The sequence below is a fragment of the Daejeonella sp. genome, assembly GCF_046590655.1.
Lineage (GTDB): Bacteria > Bacteroidota > Bacteroidia > Sphingobacteriales > Sphingobacteriaceae > Daejeonella.
On the sequence record NZ_JBKJUM010000163.1, the window covers coordinates 1 to 17,084 of the forward strand.

Annotated in this window: 13 protein-coding genes and 1 tRNA gene; 8 read left to right on the forward strand and 6 right to left on the reverse strand. The window is 38.8% G+C overall.

The features are described 5' to 3' along the window. Window positions 1-43 precede the first annotated feature (43 nt). The 6 genes from ACLL8Z_RS14685 (at window position 44) to ACLL8Z_RS14710 (ending at window position 4,973) form a co-directional block, all read left to right on the forward strand. Window positions 44-117, forward strand: a tRNA-Gln gene (locus ACLL8Z_RS14685). Window positions 118-205: 88 nt separating this feature from the next. Continuing rightward, window positions 206-1,150: a ribose-phosphate pyrophosphokinase gene (locus tag ACLL8Z_RS14690; protein WP_411275547.1), complete on the forward strand. Its 945-nt coding sequence runs from the start codon at window positions 206-208 to the stop codon at window positions 1,148-1,150. A 137-nt stretch (window positions 1,151-1,287) separates the two neighbouring features. Further along, window positions 1,288-1,863 (forward strand): 50S ribosomal protein L25/general stress protein Ctc, encoded by a 576-nt coding sequence (locus ACLL8Z_RS14695; protein WP_411275548.1) that lies wholly within the window; start codon window positions 1,288-1,290, stop codon window positions 1,861-1,863. Window positions 1,864-1,956: 93 nt separating this feature from the next. Continuing rightward, the gene (gene pth / locus ACLL8Z_RS14700; RefSeq protein ID WP_411275549.1) at window positions 1,957-2,517 is read left to right on the forward strand and encodes an aminoacyl-tRNA hydrolase; all 561 of its coding nucleotides are present in this window, start codon (window positions 1,957-1,959) and stop codon (window positions 2,515-2,517) included. A gap of 34 nt (window positions 2,518-2,551) precedes the next feature. Continuing rightward, a complete protein-coding gene (locus tag ACLL8Z_RS14705) occupies window positions 2,552-2,902 on the forward strand; it encodes an ArsC family reductase (protein ID WP_411275550.1) in 351 nt (116 codons plus the stop codon). A gap of 61 nt (window positions 2,903-2,963) precedes the next feature. Then, window positions 2,964-4,973, forward strand: a complete 2,010-nt coding sequence (locus ACLL8Z_RS14710; protein ID WP_411275551.1) for a M1 family metallopeptidase — start codon at window positions 2,964-2,966, stop codon at window positions 4,971-4,973. Between the two features lie 54 nt (window positions 4,974-5,027). Here the strand turns inward: ACLL8Z_RS14710 and ACLL8Z_RS14715 are convergent, their stop codons facing one another. Together ACLL8Z_RS14715 and ACLL8Z_RS14720 are read right to left on the reverse strand one after the other, a co-directional pair. After that, a complete protein-coding gene (locus ACLL8Z_RS14715; RefSeq protein WP_411275552.1) occupies window positions 5,028-5,318 on the reverse strand; it encodes a hypothetical protein in 291 nt (96 codons plus the stop codon). A 122-nt stretch (window positions 5,319-5,440) separates the two neighbouring features. Beyond that, window positions 5,441-7,888, reverse strand: coding sequence for an HRDC domain-containing protein (locus ACLL8Z_RS14720; protein ID WP_411275553.1), 2,448 nt, complete (start codon window positions 7,886-7,888; stop codon window positions 5,441-5,443). 292 nt (window positions 7,889-8,180) lie between these two features. Between ACLL8Z_RS14720 and ACLL8Z_RS14725 the strand changes: the two genes are divergently transcribed. Beyond that, window positions 8,181-8,579, forward strand: a complete 399-nt coding sequence (locus tag ACLL8Z_RS14725) for a Dabb family protein (RefSeq protein WP_411275554.1) — start codon at window positions 8,181-8,183, stop codon at window positions 8,577-8,579. 59 nt (window positions 8,580-8,638) lie between these two features. On the opposite strand, the gene uxaC is transcribed toward ACLL8Z_RS14725, so the two are convergent. From uxaC to ACLL8Z_RS14745, 4 genes are all read right to left on the reverse strand, one after another. Further along, window positions 8,639-10,039: a glucuronate isomerase gene (gene uxaC, locus ACLL8Z_RS14730; protein ID WP_411275555.1), complete on the reverse strand. Its 1,401-nt coding sequence runs from the start codon at window positions 10,037-10,039 to the stop codon at window positions 8,639-8,641. Window positions 10,040-10,077: 38 nt separating this feature from the next. Continuing rightward, window positions 10,078-11,730 (reverse strand): UxaA family hydrolase, encoded by a 1,653-nt coding sequence (locus ACLL8Z_RS14735; RefSeq protein WP_411275556.1) that lies wholly within the window; start codon window positions 11,728-11,730, stop codon window positions 10,078-10,080. 1 nt (window position 11,731) lies between these two features. Further along, a complete protein-coding gene (locus ACLL8Z_RS14740; RefSeq protein WP_411275557.1) occupies window positions 11,732-13,252 on the reverse strand; it encodes a tagaturonate reductase in 1,521 nt (506 codons plus the stop codon). 303 nt (window positions 13,253-13,555) lie between these two features. Further along, window positions 13,556-14,599, reverse strand: a complete 1,044-nt coding sequence (locus ACLL8Z_RS14745; protein WP_411275558.1) for a LacI family DNA-binding transcriptional regulator — start codon at window positions 14,597-14,599, stop codon at window positions 13,556-13,558. Window positions 14,600-15,183: 584 nt separating this feature from the next. Here ACLL8Z_RS14745 and ACLL8Z_RS14750 point away from each other — a divergent pair. Then, entirely contained in the window at window positions 15,184-16,470 is a 1,287-nt protein-coding gene (locus ACLL8Z_RS14750; RefSeq protein WP_411275559.1) for a carboxypeptidase-like regulatory domain-containing protein, read from the forward strand. Window positions 16,471-17,084: the final 614 nt, after the last annotated feature.

Sequence of the window (17,084 nt, forward strand, 5' to 3'; positions counted from 1 at the left end):
TATTTGCATTCCATTTCAAAAAGACCTTCTTTTTGATTTTGATTGCCCGATAGTATAATGGTAGTACAACTGTTTTTGGTGCAGTTTGTCTAGGTTCGAATCCTGGTCGGGCAACCAAATTTCGAGTTTCGGAATTAATAATAGGGTCATAACAGGCCAGACATCTTGAATATCTGTTTTTAATCGTCGATATCCGAAACAAAAAATGCCTTTATCCTTTAATCCGATCAAGTTATTTGCCGGTTCAGGCACCCTTGACCTTGCTACTAAAATTGCAGCAGCTTATGGCAAAAGTTTAGGTGATGTAGTTCTTTCAAGGTTTAGTGATGGTGAATTCCAGCCACATTTTAACGAATCTGTACGCGGCTGCGATGTTTTCCTTATCCAGTCTACAAATCAGCCTAACGATAACCTTGTTGAGTTGTTACTGATGACCGACGCAGCAAAAAGAGCTTCCGCACACTATATAACTGTGGTTGTTCCATACTTCGGCTTAGCAAGACAGGATAGGAAAGATAAGCCAAGGGTTGCTATAGGAGCAAAACTTATGGCTAATCTGATAACGGCTGCCGGGGCACACAGAATAATGACAATGGATCTGCATGCAGCTCAGATACAAGGTTTTTTCGATATTCCCGTGGATCATTTAGATGCCTCTGTAATCTTTGTTCCCCATATCAAAAGCCTCGATTTGCCAAATTTGACTATTGCCTCGCCTGATATGGGAGGATCATACAGGGCAAGGACCTTTGCAAAATATTTCAACGCCGAGGTTGTGATCTGTGATAAACAGAGAAAACGCGCTAACGAAATAGAATCAATGTCGATCATTGGGGATGTGTCTGGAAGAGACGTGGTTCTGATCGACGATATTTGCGATACAGCCAGGACATTAGCGAAAGCTGCCGGGCTGATTATGGAAAATGGTGCTAATAGTGTAAGAGCAGTTTGTACACATCCCGTTTTATCGGGTGATGCATATAAGACGATAGAAAAATCCGCATTAGCTGAAATGATAGTTACCGACACAATTGCAGCAAGAAAATCAAGTCCGAAGATTAAGGTGCTTTCGACTGCAGATCTTTTTAGCAGGGCAATCGCGAATGTTAATGAACATGGGTCTATGAGCGCGCTGTTTAATATAGATTAAAGAACAAAGAACAAAGAACCAAGAATCAAGACAAAATAGTACAAATAATACAATATCGGTTTCACGTTAGCCTGGCAACAGACAACTAATAAAATATCCTGGCAACAGGCAACTATAAACAAATAATAAATATAAAAATGAAGTCAATTGCTATTAGCGGTTCTCCAAGAGAGAACGTAGGGAAAAGAGACGCTAAAGAGCTGCGTTACGAAGGTAAAGTGCCCGCAGTTCTTTATGGTGGAAAAAGCCAAATCCACTTTTCTGTGTCTGCATCTGATTTGAAAAGTTTGGTGTATACCCCAGAAGTTTCATTCGTTGCGCTGGAAGTAGATGGTGTGAAAGCCCAGGCTATTATCCAGGATGTACATTTTCATCCTTTAACTGATCAGCCACTTCATGTGGACTTTTTGGAACTTGATGAAAAGAAACCGGTTGTTATGCAGATCCCTGTAAAACTTACCGGAACTTCACCAGGGGTAAAAACCGGTGGTAAATTAGTGCAGAAACTTCGTAAACTGCGTGTTAAGGCTTTGCCGAAAGACATGCCGCAGTATGTCGAGGTAAGCATCGAAAAACTTGACGTTGGTAAATCAGTAGGAGTAGGTGAATTGAAGTTTGATAAATTCAAGGTGACCAATAATGCTGAAGATACTATAGTTTCTGTAACGATGTCACGTGCGTTGAAACAAGCTGAAACCGAGGCTAAGAAGTAATTGTAGCTTAGTAGGTTATTCAAAGTCCCGGTCATCCGGGGCTTTTTTTTTGATACAAACAAAAGCGCAAAATTTCTTCATATTTGAAATTATATGAAATATCTCATTATTGGATTAGGAAATATTGGCCCTGAATATTCTGACACACGTCATAATATCGGATTTATGATTGCTGATGAACTAGCAAAACAGGAGCATTCTTCATTCTTTAATATGAGATTGGCATATTATACTGAATTCAGCCATAAGGGAAGAAAAGTTCATTTGATCAAACCCACAACTTTTATGAATCTGAGCGGAAAAGCCCTTAATTATTGGATGCAGGATTTAAAAATTCCGGTGGAAAACGTTTTGGTACTTGTTGATGAGATTGCACTTCCCTTAGGTACTCTAAGACTTAAGCCGAAAGGAAGCGCAGGAGGACATAATGGCCTAAAGAGCATAGAAATTGCGCTGGGCCATTCTGACTATGCCAGACTTCGGTTCGGGGTAGGGGATAATTTCCAAAAAGGCCGGCAGGTAGATTATGTTTTAAGCGGTTTTGACGATGATGAACAGTCCGATCTGCCTGCGTTAATCGACAGGTCTATTGAAATGATAAAAAGCTTTATTACCGTAGGGCCAGAACTTACAATGACCAGGTTTAATAAGTAGAATTCCCAGCCTGAGTAACTATATATTTATTTTCATGAAGGTATACGGAATTAAGAATTGCAATACAGTGAAAAAAGCTTTTGATTGGCTAGGCGAAAATCATATTGAATATGAATTTCACGACTTTAAAAAGCTAGGCATTAGCGAAACAAAGCTTGAAGTTTGGAGTTCGCAATTGGGCTGGGAAACTCTTATTAATAAACGAGGAACTACCTGGAAGCAACTCGAGCCAGAAAGACAAGTATTGGTAAGTTCCAAATCTGAGGCTTTCAGACTTATGCAGGAAAAGACGAGCGTCATTAAGAGGCCAATTATTGAAACTGAAAAAGGTATACTGCTTGGTTTTGACGAAGCTGCTTACAAAAAGTTGTTTGGCATATCGTAGATCATTTCGAATCTGCGATGTCATAATTAATTCTTTATTTTGTGTCTTTAAAATATACTAGATGGGCAGATTGAAAATTTTTATACTGACGTTGCTGTTGTTCAGCGGAATATCCGATGCGATTTCACAGCAAACGGTGGCTACGGGCCAGGGCGTTGTTACGCAACCGGCAACAAATTACGACTATCATGATGCTTTTGGACCTATTTTTTACACCCAAAATGGGAATGATATTAGATCAGCCAGCGGGCAGCCCGGACCAGGATACTGGCAAAACCGCGCAGATTACAAGTTATCGGTGCGGCTCAATGAACAAGCAAATGAGATTTCTGGAACCGAGATCATCACATATACTAATAACAGCCCGGATAAAATGGCGTTTATCTGGATGCAGCTTGATCAGAACTTATTCAAGGAAGACTCAAGAGGCAATGCCCTTGTTCCACCTGCAGGGAGCCGCAGCGGTTCTCGCGGTCAAAAATTTGATGGGGGCTATAAAATAAAATCAATCAAGATCCTGGAGACTCAGGGCGGAAAATCAGTTGAAAAGGATCCTGAATATTTTATTGTGGGTACACTTATGCAGGTCTACCTTCCTTCAGAGCTGACAGGTTTGGGAGGAAAACTTCAGCTTAAGGTAGAGTATTCTTTTATTTCGCCTCAATACGGATCTGATCGTATGGGGATTCTGGATACTAAAAACGGTAAAATATTCTCAGTCGCTCAGTTCTATCCGAGAATGTGTGTTTATGATGATGTATCTGGATGGAATACGATTCCTTACAATGGTCCTAGCGAATTTTACCTGGATTATGGTGATTACGATATAAGCGTAACAGTTCCGGCGAACCATGTGGTGGTAAGTTCCGGTGAATTAATGAATCCGAAAGATGTTTATACTGCCGAACAACAAAAACGATGGCTTGCAGCTGCTCAAAGTGACAAGACTGTGATAATAAGATCAGCAAATGAAGTCACAGACCCACGTTCAAGACCCTTAGGAAAAGAAGAATTAACCTGGAGATTTTCACTAAAAAATGCTCGAGATGCAGCATTCGCTTCCTCCGCAGCTTTTATTATTGATGCCGCCAGAATGAATCTTCCAAGTGGGAAGAAGTCTATGGCTATTTCTGCATACCCTGTAGAAAGCGATGGGCCTGATGCATGGGGTCGCTCTACAGAATATTCAAAAGCTTCAAATGAGTTTAACTCTAAGAAATGGCTGGAATTCCCTTATCCTTCTGCCACCAACGTTGCATCAAATGTGGGTGGAATGGAATATCCCGGAATTGTTTTTTGCGGTGCGACTGCAAAAAATGACGGACTATGGGGGGTGACTGACCATGAATTTGGTCATACCTGGTTTCCAATGATAGTGGGTTCGAATGAACGTGTCCATGCCTGGATGGATGAGGGTTTCAATACATTCATCAACTCGCTTGCGAGTGAAGATTTTAACAATGGGGAATATAGGCCGAAACCCTATGATTGGCATACGTATGGGAAATTGCTAACCAATTCTACTTTTGAGCCGGTGATGAGTAGTCCCGATAATATGAAAGAATCAAGTATCGGGTACCTTGCATATTACAAGCCAGCCGCCGGTTTAACACTACTTCGCGAGCAAGTTGTCGGACGGGAGCGTTTCGACCGGGCATTTAAAGAATATATCAGACGTTGGGCGTATAAACATCCTACTCCTAACGATTTCTTCAGGACAATAGAAAATGTAACCGGTGAAAATCTAGCCTGGTTTTGGCGGGGGTGGTTTCTAAATAACTGGAAACTGGATCAGGCCGTTGCCGGTGTTTCTTACGTTAAAAATGATCCGAAACAGGGGGCTTATATCACTCTGGACAATCTCGAGAAAATGGCGATGCCTACAATCCTTCAAATCGAAACTAAAAGCGGCAAGATCAGCCGAATTAATCTGCCTGTGGAAGTATGGCAGCGGAACTTAAGATTTACATTTTTTTACCCCTCAAACGAGGAGATTAAGAATGTGATTTCTGATCCCGACAAAGTTATGCCGGATTCTAATTCTGCTAATAATACCTGGACTGCAAAATAGTAGTCGAGAGGTTATAAAAGAAATGCACACAATTTAATTTGTGCGTATTTCTTTTTAAAAAACATTAATTATCCTTCGGGCCTGACGTTGAATCTTTCGTGATTTCTTTATACTGGTTCGATCAGTTTTCCCTTTACGGTATACGCGTGCAACTTTCCTGACAACTTTTTTGATCTTTCTTTTTTTTACCTGCTTGCTTCGGGCTGAGCTGTTACTTATACTTTTGCCAAATACCAGATTAATAACGCTTGTAGAAATTATACTGGTTGATGTTTCACTTCTTGCTTCAGGCATCACGGCGGCAATAAGAAAAACAAAGATGAGGGTGAAGGTTCTCTTTTTCATAACATATAAGTTTTGCGATAAAAAATTTTGGATCGTGTATAACACTATGACGCTTTATAAAACGCTTTAGTTGCACCAGATTGGAAAAAGAATCGTAGAAATAACGTCTCCGAGCTATTACCCTAAGATGTCTGACTATGGATATACAGGAGATGGTTCATCACGGCTTTCAATTCGGCGTATGAAATACTCTCTCCAAGGCCGTTTTTAGTTTCTGTAGTTGATTTGCCAGGATTCTGAACCAGATGAGCCATAATTCTTGCAACTTTAATTTTTGAGACTATATCAAAGACTGAAACATTGCCGGTAATGATAAAATTGCCCAGATGTGATTCTATTGTACCAGTCGTTAGGCCGCGCTCGGCAGCAATTTCTGATATGGTTTTCCCGGATCTGAATAGATCAAGCGAAACCTGTCTTGTATCTGTCTTTGCACGGGTTTGTTTAACAGAGATTTCGATTTTGCCACGCTCAACATCTTTTTCCCTGCAATATGAATCGATAATTTCCAAAATTTCCGCTCCAAATTGCTTAACCTTCATTTTACCAATTCCATTTATAGTTTCCAGCTCTTGCAGTGTAGATGGAAGGATTTTTACGAGCTCGAGGATCGATTTCTGAGCGAGGATCAAATACACCGGAGCATCTTTTTCTGTTGCAAGTTCATCTCTCCAAGCTCTGAGCGAATTATACAAGTCCGGATGAGCAATGTCTCTGGATACTGATGACTTTGCCACTTTGTTTATCCTGGAGCCGGATTGGTCAATCTCCGCATCAGCTTTTGTTCTGAGGTAAGAAGAAGTTAAAAAGCCGCCGGAGCAAAGTTTCATCAAAGCTAGCTTCACGTTTGCCTCTTTTGACAAGCCTTCTATTATTTCATCTAAACTAGTTTTGACAGCTTTATTATCAGAATCAGTATTCAACTCCAACAAACCAGCTTTTAGATCTGAGGTTATTTTACTATAGAAATAACTACAGGCCTTTTTAATTCTGTCCTGGAGCACCAAATTCTCTTCGGGAAGCAAATTTTCGCTAAGCATACTTCCCATTTGCCTTTTGAAAATGACAGCTACATCGTAAATGTTCTTTTCAAAGGCAGCTCTAAACTCTGATAGGGAATCATTGAATCCATGGTGCAGAATAGTATGATGATCTTCAAATAGTTTTCTTAATTGAAAGAAGTAGCCTTTAATACCGGTGAAATCAAATAGCTCATATAACAGATCCTGTTGAAACGCAATTTTTGCTTCATTAAGGTCTTGCTCATTGGGTTGATTATCATTCGCGATTCTACTATACTCAGCCACTGTTCCGTCCGTTTTAACGCTGTTGAATGCTATTGGAGAACGCAATACCATTCCTTCAAAACTCTTACAACGACTTAGTGCAACATAAACTTGGCCATGCGCAAATGCAAGATTTGCATCTATAATTGCCTTTTCAAACGTTAAACCCTGGCTTTTATGTATGGTGATGGCCCAGGCAAGCTTGAGCGGATATTGGGTGAAAGTGCCGATTATCTTCTCGTGAACTTCTTTGCTTTGGGGATCTAGCGCATATTTTATATTAGTCCATTCTACCGGGTTGACAGCTATTTCCGAATACTCCCCCGGACATTTTACGAATATTGTGTCATTATTGATATGGGTGACTACACCTATTTTGCCATTATAATATAAACGCTCGCGGGACGAGTCGTTTTTTACAAACATAACTTGCGCACCTTGTTTTATAACCAGTTCAGAGACAGTGGGGTAGGAATATTCCGGGAAATCATCTTGTATACGTGCTGTGAAGACCTTTCCCGGCTTGTCGATTTCTGTAAGTTTTACCTCATTTATGTCACTGGCTGTTTTATTATGTGTAGTAAGAATAATATAACCTTCGTCGTCGCGTGGGTGGAAATCCGGAATGTATCGTTCATTAAGCTTGTTCAATACACTCTGGTCGATTTCGTTTTTCCTGACGCTATTTAACAATTCTATAAATTTGTCGTCGGCTTGTCGATAAATATGTTTCAATTCTACACTGACGGGCATAGTTTTATTTAATGCCCTACTGCTGAAGAAAAACATATTTGGATAATAGTCTTTCAGAAGATTCCAGTCTTCTTCTTTTACCACCGGAGAAAGCTGATGAAGATCACCAATCATCAAAAGCTGAACGCCACCGAACGGTTTATCATGGTTTCTATAACGCCTCAACACTTCGTCTATGTGATCCAGTGTGTCGGCTCTGACCATGCTAATTTCATCTATAACAAGCAGGTCGAGGCTTCTTATAAGGTTTATTTTATCTTTATTGAACCGCTTATGCTGACCATTTTTATTAGATCTATCGGGGATATAGGGACCAAAAGGAAGCTGAAAAAAAGAGTTTATTGTGACGCCTCCGGCATTAATGGCTGCAACCCCAGTCGGCGCAACCACAGTCATGCGTTTTGGAGATTGTTTTTTTAGATTATGCAAAAAGGTCGTCTTCCCAGTACCAGCTTTACCGGTGAGGAATATGTTCCTATTCGTATATTGCACAAAGTTAAAAGCTAGTTTTAACTGGGCATTTTGTTCCATAATGATTAATTAGGAGATGCTGCTGCAAGATAAAAATTTAATTTTCAAAGATTAAGCCGGGTGCCATTGGCTAGATAATTCATGCCGGTTATACTTCACATTTTAGGCTAGATAGAAAATGATTCTGTTGGAATTGAATTCAAATAGCCTAAAAAGGATTACTATCAAAACCTATTGTTTCAATTTTAGTGGATTTGTTCGTTAATAACTTATAGATTAGCAAATAAAATTACGTGTTAAAATCTAAATAAACTTGACGATTACCTGCCCACCCCTCACATAATATATTCACATGAAAACAACAATTTTTTGCCTGTTTATCTCCTTTACAAGTCTCGTTATGTTAACTGAACCGGTCAATGCGCAAAATACAACAATGTCAAATAAGTTATTGAGACATGTTGTGTTATTTAAATTTAAGGATAATTCAAAACCTCAGGATATTAAAAGGGTTGAAGATGCTTTTCGTGCTTTATCCGGCAAGATCAATTTGATAAAGGATTTTGAATGGGGTACTAATAATAGCCCTGAAAAACTAAATCAAGGCTTGACTCATTGCTTTTTTGTAAGTTTCAAAAATGAGAAAGATAGGGATGATTATTTAGTTCATTCAGAACACAAAGTATTTGTGGGTATATTAAAACCCCATTTAGATAAAGTTACTGTTATTGATTATTGGGCAAAAAAGTAAAGCTTAAACTTGTATTCTAAGTTTAAGCTTTACTTTCCTGATTATAGAACTGCTTACTTTCAGAAATTAAAATATTTGTTGGCGTTATTAAAACTAATATCCTGAACTGTCTGACCCAACCATTTCATATCATTAGGAAGTTCTCCATTTTCAACATCATTACCAATTAAGTTGCACAATATACGTCTGAAGTATTCATGTCGGGGATAAGATAAAAAGCTTCTTGAATCGGTTATCATTCCTACAAAACGGCTTAGCAAACCCATATTAGATAAGGCATCAAGCTGTTTTACCATCCCATCTTTTTGATCCAGGAACCACCATGCGGAACCGAATTGGATCTTACCTGCAACGGATCCATCATTGAAATTACCAATCATGCTGGCAATTAGTTCATTATCCGCTGGGTTCAAATTATAAAGAATTGTTTTTGCCAGATGATCCTCCTGATCGAGTTTATTCAGAAATTTTGAAAGTGACCTTGCCTGGCTGTAATCCCCAATTGAATCCCAACCTGTATCAGGGCCAAGCTCTTTTAGCTTCCGGGTATTATTACCTCTCAAAGCTCCGAGGTGATATTGCTGAACCCATCCTTTTTCATGATCCCATAAAGCAAATTCAAACAGTAAAGCCGATTTAAACTTCAGTATTTCAGTATCAGAAATTGCTTTTCTATTTCTTAACAGATTGAAAATATTTCTAATCTCCTGGTCGGTATAGTCTTCAGCAAAAATCTTTTCTAGCCCATGATCCGAAACGGAACATCCATTCTCAGCAAAGTAATCATGACGACTTTTAAGTGCCTTCAGATAGTCATCATAATTATCTACAGATATTCCACTGACTTCTTCCAGTTTGTTAATATAATTGTTTAGGGCTTCAGGTTCGTCTGCGTTCATAGCTTTATCAGGACGAAACGCAGGAAGCACTTTTATCTCAAAATTATCCTGCTTAATTTTTTGATGATGTTCCAGTGAATCGATCGGATCATCTGTCGTGCAAACGGTCACAACATTCATTTTCTTTAAAAGATTACGTACAGAAAATTGGGGCGTTTGTAATTTATGTGTACATTTTTCATAGATATCCATTGCATTATCTCCGGATAAAATATCCTCAATATCAAAATACCTTTGCAATTCAAGATGTGTCCAATGATATAATGGATTTCTTAATGCATACGGAACGGTTTCTGCCCATTTCTGGAATTTTTCAGAGTCACTCTTATTACCGGTGCAATAAGATTCATCTATCCCATTTGCACGCATTGCGCGCCATTTGTAATGATCGCCATATAACCAGATCCTGGACAAGTTTTCAAATTGAATATCTTCTGCTATCTGATCCGGAGGGAGGTGACAATGATAATCAATAATGGGCATTTCTTTAGCGAAATCGTAGTAAAGCTGCTGAGCTGTTTTGGTTTGGAGCAGGAAATTTTCATCTAAAAACTTTTTCATTCGCGCGTATCTTAAGGGTAATTTAATTGTTAATACTTTTATAGAGATATTCCACGTTTCCAGGGGATAAAATCTTCCTGACCGTTTTCCACCGCTTTGACTTCAATTTCACCGCTGGCTACTTTAATTACATAATCCAGAATTCTTCTACCTGCCTCCTCAATGCTTTCATCTCCTTCGATAATTGTTCCTGTATTAATGTCCATAATATCTCCCATCTTTTCAAACAGGGCGGTATTGCTAGAAATTTTGACGACCGGTACTATTGGATTTCCGGTTGGGGTGCCCAATCCTGTAGTAAAAAGTACAATATTCGCCCCCGAACCAACTTCCGCGGTTGTAGACTCAACATCGTTACCCGGAGTACATAACAAATTAAGACCCTGCATTCGAACTTTTTCCGGGTAATCCAGTACCTCAACGACGGGTGATGTTCCTCCTTTTTTAGCTGCGCCGGCGGATTTTATAGCATCTGTAATCAATCCGTCCTTAATATTTCCAGGCGATGGATTCATATCAAAACCGGAACCAACAGCTATTGCCCTTTCGTTGTAGGTCCGCATAAGCGATGAAAATCTTTCGGCCTGTTCAAAGCTCACGCAGCGGTCGCTCAAATTTTGTTCTACGCCGCAAAGTTCAGGAAATTCAGACAATATTACAGCACCTCCCAGGGCGACAAGTAAATCAGAAGTATATCCTATCGCCGGATTGGCTGAAATACCTGAGAAACCGTCAGAACCCCCACATTCCAAACCAATACAAAGCTTATTTAAAGGTGCCGGCTGCCGGGTATGCTGATTGGCTTGTACGAGCCCGGCAAAGGTTTGTTTAATGGCCAATTGAATCAGATCCTCTTCGGATCCAATTTTTTGCTGCTCCAGAATATATAACGGTTTATCAAAATCGGGATTTCTCTTCAATATTTCAGCCTGTAAGATAGAAACCTGAGCATTCTGGCATCCCAAACTAAGTATTGTTGCTCCCGCAACATTGGAGTGGGTGATGTATCCTGCAAGAAGGCCACATAAAGTTTCAGCATCCTGACGAATTCCACCGCAGCCACCATCATGAGTTAGAAATCTTATTCCATCAATATTTGGAAAAACCCGCTCTTGCTTTTGTGCAAGGTTCTCTACATACAGGGGCTCATTCAACAAAGTGTCAATACTTTCCCCATTATTATACATTTCAACAAGATTCAACACCTGAGCCTGGTAAGCTTTTCTTCGCGCATATCCAAGCGGTGTAGCTAAAGCCTCCTCTAAAACTTTCAGATTCCTATTTTCACAGAAGACCATGGGAATAACTAACCAGTAATTTGATGTTCCAACGCTGCCATCAGAGCGGTGAAATCCAAGAAAACTTCGGTTTTCAAATTCTGAAACACTTGGAATATTCCATGTGGTATTTCTATCGCCGGTTATAAAATTATTTGCAGCATGTTTAATGTTTGAAGTCGTAAGAACATTCCCTCTTTGAAGCGAAACCTGTGCTTTTCCAACTAATACCCCATACATAACCACGTCACGGCCTTCCGGAATAGCTTCTGAAACAAATTTATGTTTTGCCTTTATGTCATCCAAAAGCGTATAGTACTCCCCATCATTACTCACAACATCTCCCTTTTTAAGGTCTGCTAAAGCAACTAAAACATTGTCATCTGGATGAACTTTAAGAATAATCGACCTCATTTTATGCAGATATATAATTTGTATTAAGCCGGCGAAGTGATTCCTGCACTCCATTCTCCAAAATGTTTTCTAAATAGAAGATAACAGTGTCGGCGAATCCCGGAAATTTTGAAAGCTCTGTTTTCCAGAGATCCTGGTCATCGAAAAGTTGGGTTACAAGGCTTTTAACTTCTTTGTTTTGCCAGTATTTATAGAATAAGGGTGCTTTATCGTCATCAATCAAATACTTATTTCCATTAAATTCTCCATAATAAGACCCATTTTCAATCACGGTAACTCTCATAAAAAGGATATATGCTGCAAATCCGAAAGCTAAACGGCGCGGCGCATGACCGAACAACTCGTAATGTCTTTTCAAAACAGGCAATACTCTCATTGTGATCTTAGCTGTGTAATTCGTACAGATACTCTGCCAATAGTGTTCAATATGGGGATTTCGAAACCTGTCAAGTACATTGTTGCTGAATTCAATGGCTTTATTGGCAGGAACCGGATATGGAATAGCTCCTGAAATTTCTTCCAGCATCAGATTCGAAATAAAGGATGACACTGCATCATTATCCATTGCCTCCTTTACAGTTTTAATTCCTGACAGAAAAGCGAGACCACAACTCAATGTGTGGGTTCCGTTAAGCAAGCGCAACTTTAGCTCTCTGTAAATTTCAATGTCGGGAGAAATAATAATATCCGGATCAGCAGAAGCAAAAGAAAGCACCTTCTTTACATGTTCATCACCTTCAATCGCCCATAATTTGTAAACTTCTGCCACGATGATCAGCTCATCTTCATAGGCGACGCCTGGTGCAAACTGCCCTTCAGGAGCATGGTTAGGTTTGCCCGGAACAATCCTGTCAACGAGTGTATTGCAAAAGTAATTTGCTTCTGTTAGCCAGCTTATAAAATTTTGATCAAGTTCATTATGCCGCGCAAGTTCAATGACTATTTCTCTTAATTTCTTACCATTGTCAGGGATAAGTTCTGTTGGTAAAATGACGAGTCCTTTGCTCTTATCGCCTGCAAAAATTTCAAACCTTCTATAAAGAACAGCCAGTAGTTTTCCTGGAAAAGAAATAGGAGGGAAGTTATTGATATTGTCTTCAATTAATTGGATTCCTACTTCCGTAGTGTTTGAAATTATAATTTCAAGATCCGGACTCTCCGCAAATTCCAGGATTTTACCCCATTCTTTTGGTGCATCGAGAACCCGGCTGATGGACGAAGAAATAATATTTTCCTCTATTTTTTTTTTATCGGTTATACCCCGTACACAAATTGTATATAGGCAGTCCTGCTGTTCAAATTCCGATATTCCGCCTTTAGTTGTAGACTTAACGACAACAATCCTACCGTTAAAGATACCTTGCCTGTTTGCTTTATCAATGAAATAATCCGGTAAGCCACGAAGTAAAACTCCAGTCCCGAATTGCAAGACCTTTTCCGGCAATTCAAATATGTTTAAAGGTGGAACCCTGACATCTGAAAGTTGAATTAACTTACTTAAGTTTTCTTTACTGAGGTTCATTGAGTTCTATATAATTCGGCTCATTTTTGAAATAGAATGGTATTTAGTTTTTGTTCCATTGATGTAATGTTTTTGAAGTATTACCGGACAGATTTTTGCAAAGAGGGCCGAGGTGTAAATGCGTATTAAAAAACAATCATACACAGTTTTTCACGAAAAGCCATTAAGATCAATGAGAATATTTATGCAAACGTTGCCGGAGCAAATTTTAGGTGATCAGCAGGATTAATGCAGGAACAAGCAGGGCATTCGGCGAACCGAAAATTGGTAAATATAATCCAGTATGGATTTTTACCATAAAGCTCAGAGTAAAATCTGGGGGTCATTAATTACATTAGAATTATTCAAAAAAGTCTCGGTATCCAGTACCCTTTTTTCAAATTCAGTTACAGGATGTTTGCTTTCAATTAATTCTATGAGCATTTGTGTTGCAACCTGGCCCATTTCAAAGGCCGGCTGCCTTACGTAAGAAAATGATGGCTGCATTAAATCGATGACATCAGAATTGGAAAAACCCGCTATTCCAATGTCCCTTGGATCTATATTGAAATTTTTAATTGCTGTAAGGAAGCAAATACTTAAGCGGTCACTGGCAACAAACACCGCATCCGGCTTGTTTTCCATTTGTAAAAACGCTTTCACAACATCCTCAATTTCGTGTTGGAGCCTTCCTCCGTGATGACAATGTTTTACATAATCAGGATTAAATTTAATATTGTATTTTTCCAGAGCGGCTTTATATCCGCTAAGGCGTTCTTTAGTTATAGATAATTGGGGCGCATTGGCAAGGTGAGCAATTCGGGTTTTCCCGGATTTGATGAGAAGTTCAGTTGCCTGGAACGAACCCTGAAAGTTATTGGATGTCACTTTATGCGTCTCTATTTCATCGATAATCCTGTCAAAAAATACTATTGGCAAGCCTTTTTTATGCAAATCAGTTATATGGGAAAAGTCTGTAGTTTCTGCTGCCATCGAAATCAATAAACCATCCACGGATCTGTTGGCTAAGTGGTTCACGTTCATAACCTCCCTTTCATAAGAGTCGTGACTTTGCGAAATAATTACGTTATAGCCTTTTTCATAAGCTATCGACTCTATCCCGTTGATTGTTTGAGAAAAGAAATTGTTCGAGACTTCACATAAAACGACGCCAATTGAATAGCTCCTACGATTCTTTAGACTCAAAGCTACGAGATTGCAGTTATAGTTAATTTTCTTAGCGTAATCGTTAACCTTTTGCTTGGTTTCCTCACTAATCTCATAACCATCTCTCAATGCCCTTGAAACTGTAGAGGCAGATAGGCCTAATGCAGTTGCAATATCTTTTAAGGTTACGGATTTAATCATTTAAAAATTTTTTTAAGGTCTACAACAATTCACGCCATTAAAATCAAAGTTTTAAACCATAACAAGAAACGCCGGACTTAAAATCCTATTAGTTATTTGTTCAGATGAAACAAGCCTGTATTTTTTCTAGATAGAAGTTTGTCACGTTAAAGGTACAATCTAAATCTCGAAAAGTATGGAGAAATAATTTTGAATAAGGATACGGCAAGAATGATGCCCTCTATCAGGAATACTACAAATAAAATCAGCTACCTATCTCTCAGTAGAATTCCCTTTATTTTTTGGTTGTCAATACTTTATGTAACATTTTCAGTCAGGAGGGTTAATTTTCTGTCATATATTCCCTATTTTTCTGGCTATCTAAATTATGGGTGTCTCATCATTTATTTTGCAATATATTGTAAGAAGTACATTGCACACATTCATGCTACAATTAAACAAAAATCCTGTTTTCATTGGGATCCATTTTAATCAGAAATGTGCCTATTCAGAAATGGGGGGTGTGGATCAGTATATCATATACCGATTCCACTGCTTATATTTATAATTCTAATTACACAAGGAAAACAATTTAATCATTTGGCATGAAAACACAGATCCGCAGCATAATCAGAGGATTCCTGACAGCTTCAACGCTATTTTTGGTCATTGCCACATACTCCGGGAATTCTTTCGCTACCACATTTGCGTCAATCCAGACGGATACAAGTACATTTATCCAATACAAAGGATTTGTTCTGGACAGCAAAACCAAAAAGGGACTTGCTTTTGCCACCATATCGGTTTTGAGGACAAACATATCCGGTGTTAGCAATAGCGAAGGTGAATTTTCGATTAAAATATCCAAAGAAAATTCAAATGCCGATTTAATGATCTCTTTCCTCGGATACAGGAATAAGGTAATCAGTCTTAAGGAACTGCAGCCTGAAAAAAATCAAATCCTTCTGGAGTCCTTTAATGTTGCCCTCGGAGAGGTCATTGTCTCAACCAACGACGCAGATAAACTTTTCAGTCAGGTGTTGAGTAAAAGGGAGCAGAATTATGGGGGCGACCTAAATGTGATGACCGGGTTTTACCGTGAGACAATCAGAAAACGCCGGGCATATTTATCGCTTTCAGAAGCAGTTGTTGAAATCCAAAAGGAACCTTATCTGAATAATGTTGATGATTTAATTGAACTATTTAAAGGGCGAAAAAATACAGACTACGCTAAACTAGACACGCTGGCTTTCAAATTACAGGGAGGGCCTTACACGACTACGTTCCTCGATATCATGAAGTATCCGAGCTTTATTTTTACTGATGATGCACTGAAAGTTTATGATTTTTCTTTGGAAAACAATACGCAAATCGATGAAAAAAAGGTGTATGTCCTGACCTTTAAACAAAAGCCTGAGATCACTACTCCACTTTATTATGGTAAATTATTTATCGATACCGAGAGTATGGCAATCATTAGTGCCACATTTAACCTGAATGTTGAGGACAAAAAGGCGGCAGGTTTGATGTTTACTGAAAAGAAGCCCCCCGGAGCTAAGGTATATCCCCTCGAAGCCAGCTACCAGATCAATTATCGGGAACAAGATGGAAAATGGCTGTTTGCCTATTCCCGTGGTGACATTACTTTCAAAGTAAATTGGGATAAGAAACTGTTAAATACCACTTATCAATCATCAATTGAACTGGCTGTTACGGACTGGAAAAAGAAAAACAATGATCCCCAAAAGTCGACTCAGAAACTAAGAAAAAATGTGATCATGATGGATAAGGTGTCGAACTTCGCTGATGCTGAATTCTGGGGCCAGTATAATATTATTGAACCTGAAAAATCAATCGAAACTGCAATCAGAAAAATTCAGCGGAAGATATAGTAAGTAATTGCTCTTGATTTACCCTGATGCAAAAAGCTCCCGCAGGGGCGCCTTACCACAGTAGAAAAAGCCAGGGCTTTTTTCTGCAGATACGAGCTCGTCCATTTAAATATACAATCTAAGTTTGAAAAAGAATGGACAACAAGCAATAAGAAACAAACAGAAATAACCGCCTGTACTAATTGAAATGTCTCGAAGTTTTTTTCACTTTCTAATATCCGGCAACGATTGCATAAATTTTTATAGTGGTATCATCATATTTCTAGAATTTACTTCTTAGACTTGTTCTTACAAAAATATGCCCGTAGGTCAACCATATCTATCTAGTGAAAAGAAATTGTCAGGTTAAAAATTCTCGTATTTTAATAATAATCAAACATTCGCAGTTCATTCAATATGGAGGTGGGCGACCGAAGTATTTTACAAAACAATAAATTAAAACCCTTTAAAATGATAAAATTTATACTATTCAGGCGAAGCAGGCTTTGCTTTATTCTCTTCCTCTTGCTGTTTTCCAAGGTGACAACAGTACTCAGCATGGAAAGAGAAACTCGCAAATTGATGTTTGCATCTCCGTCAGAGGGAGTTAAACTTTTAACATGGCCAATTACGGG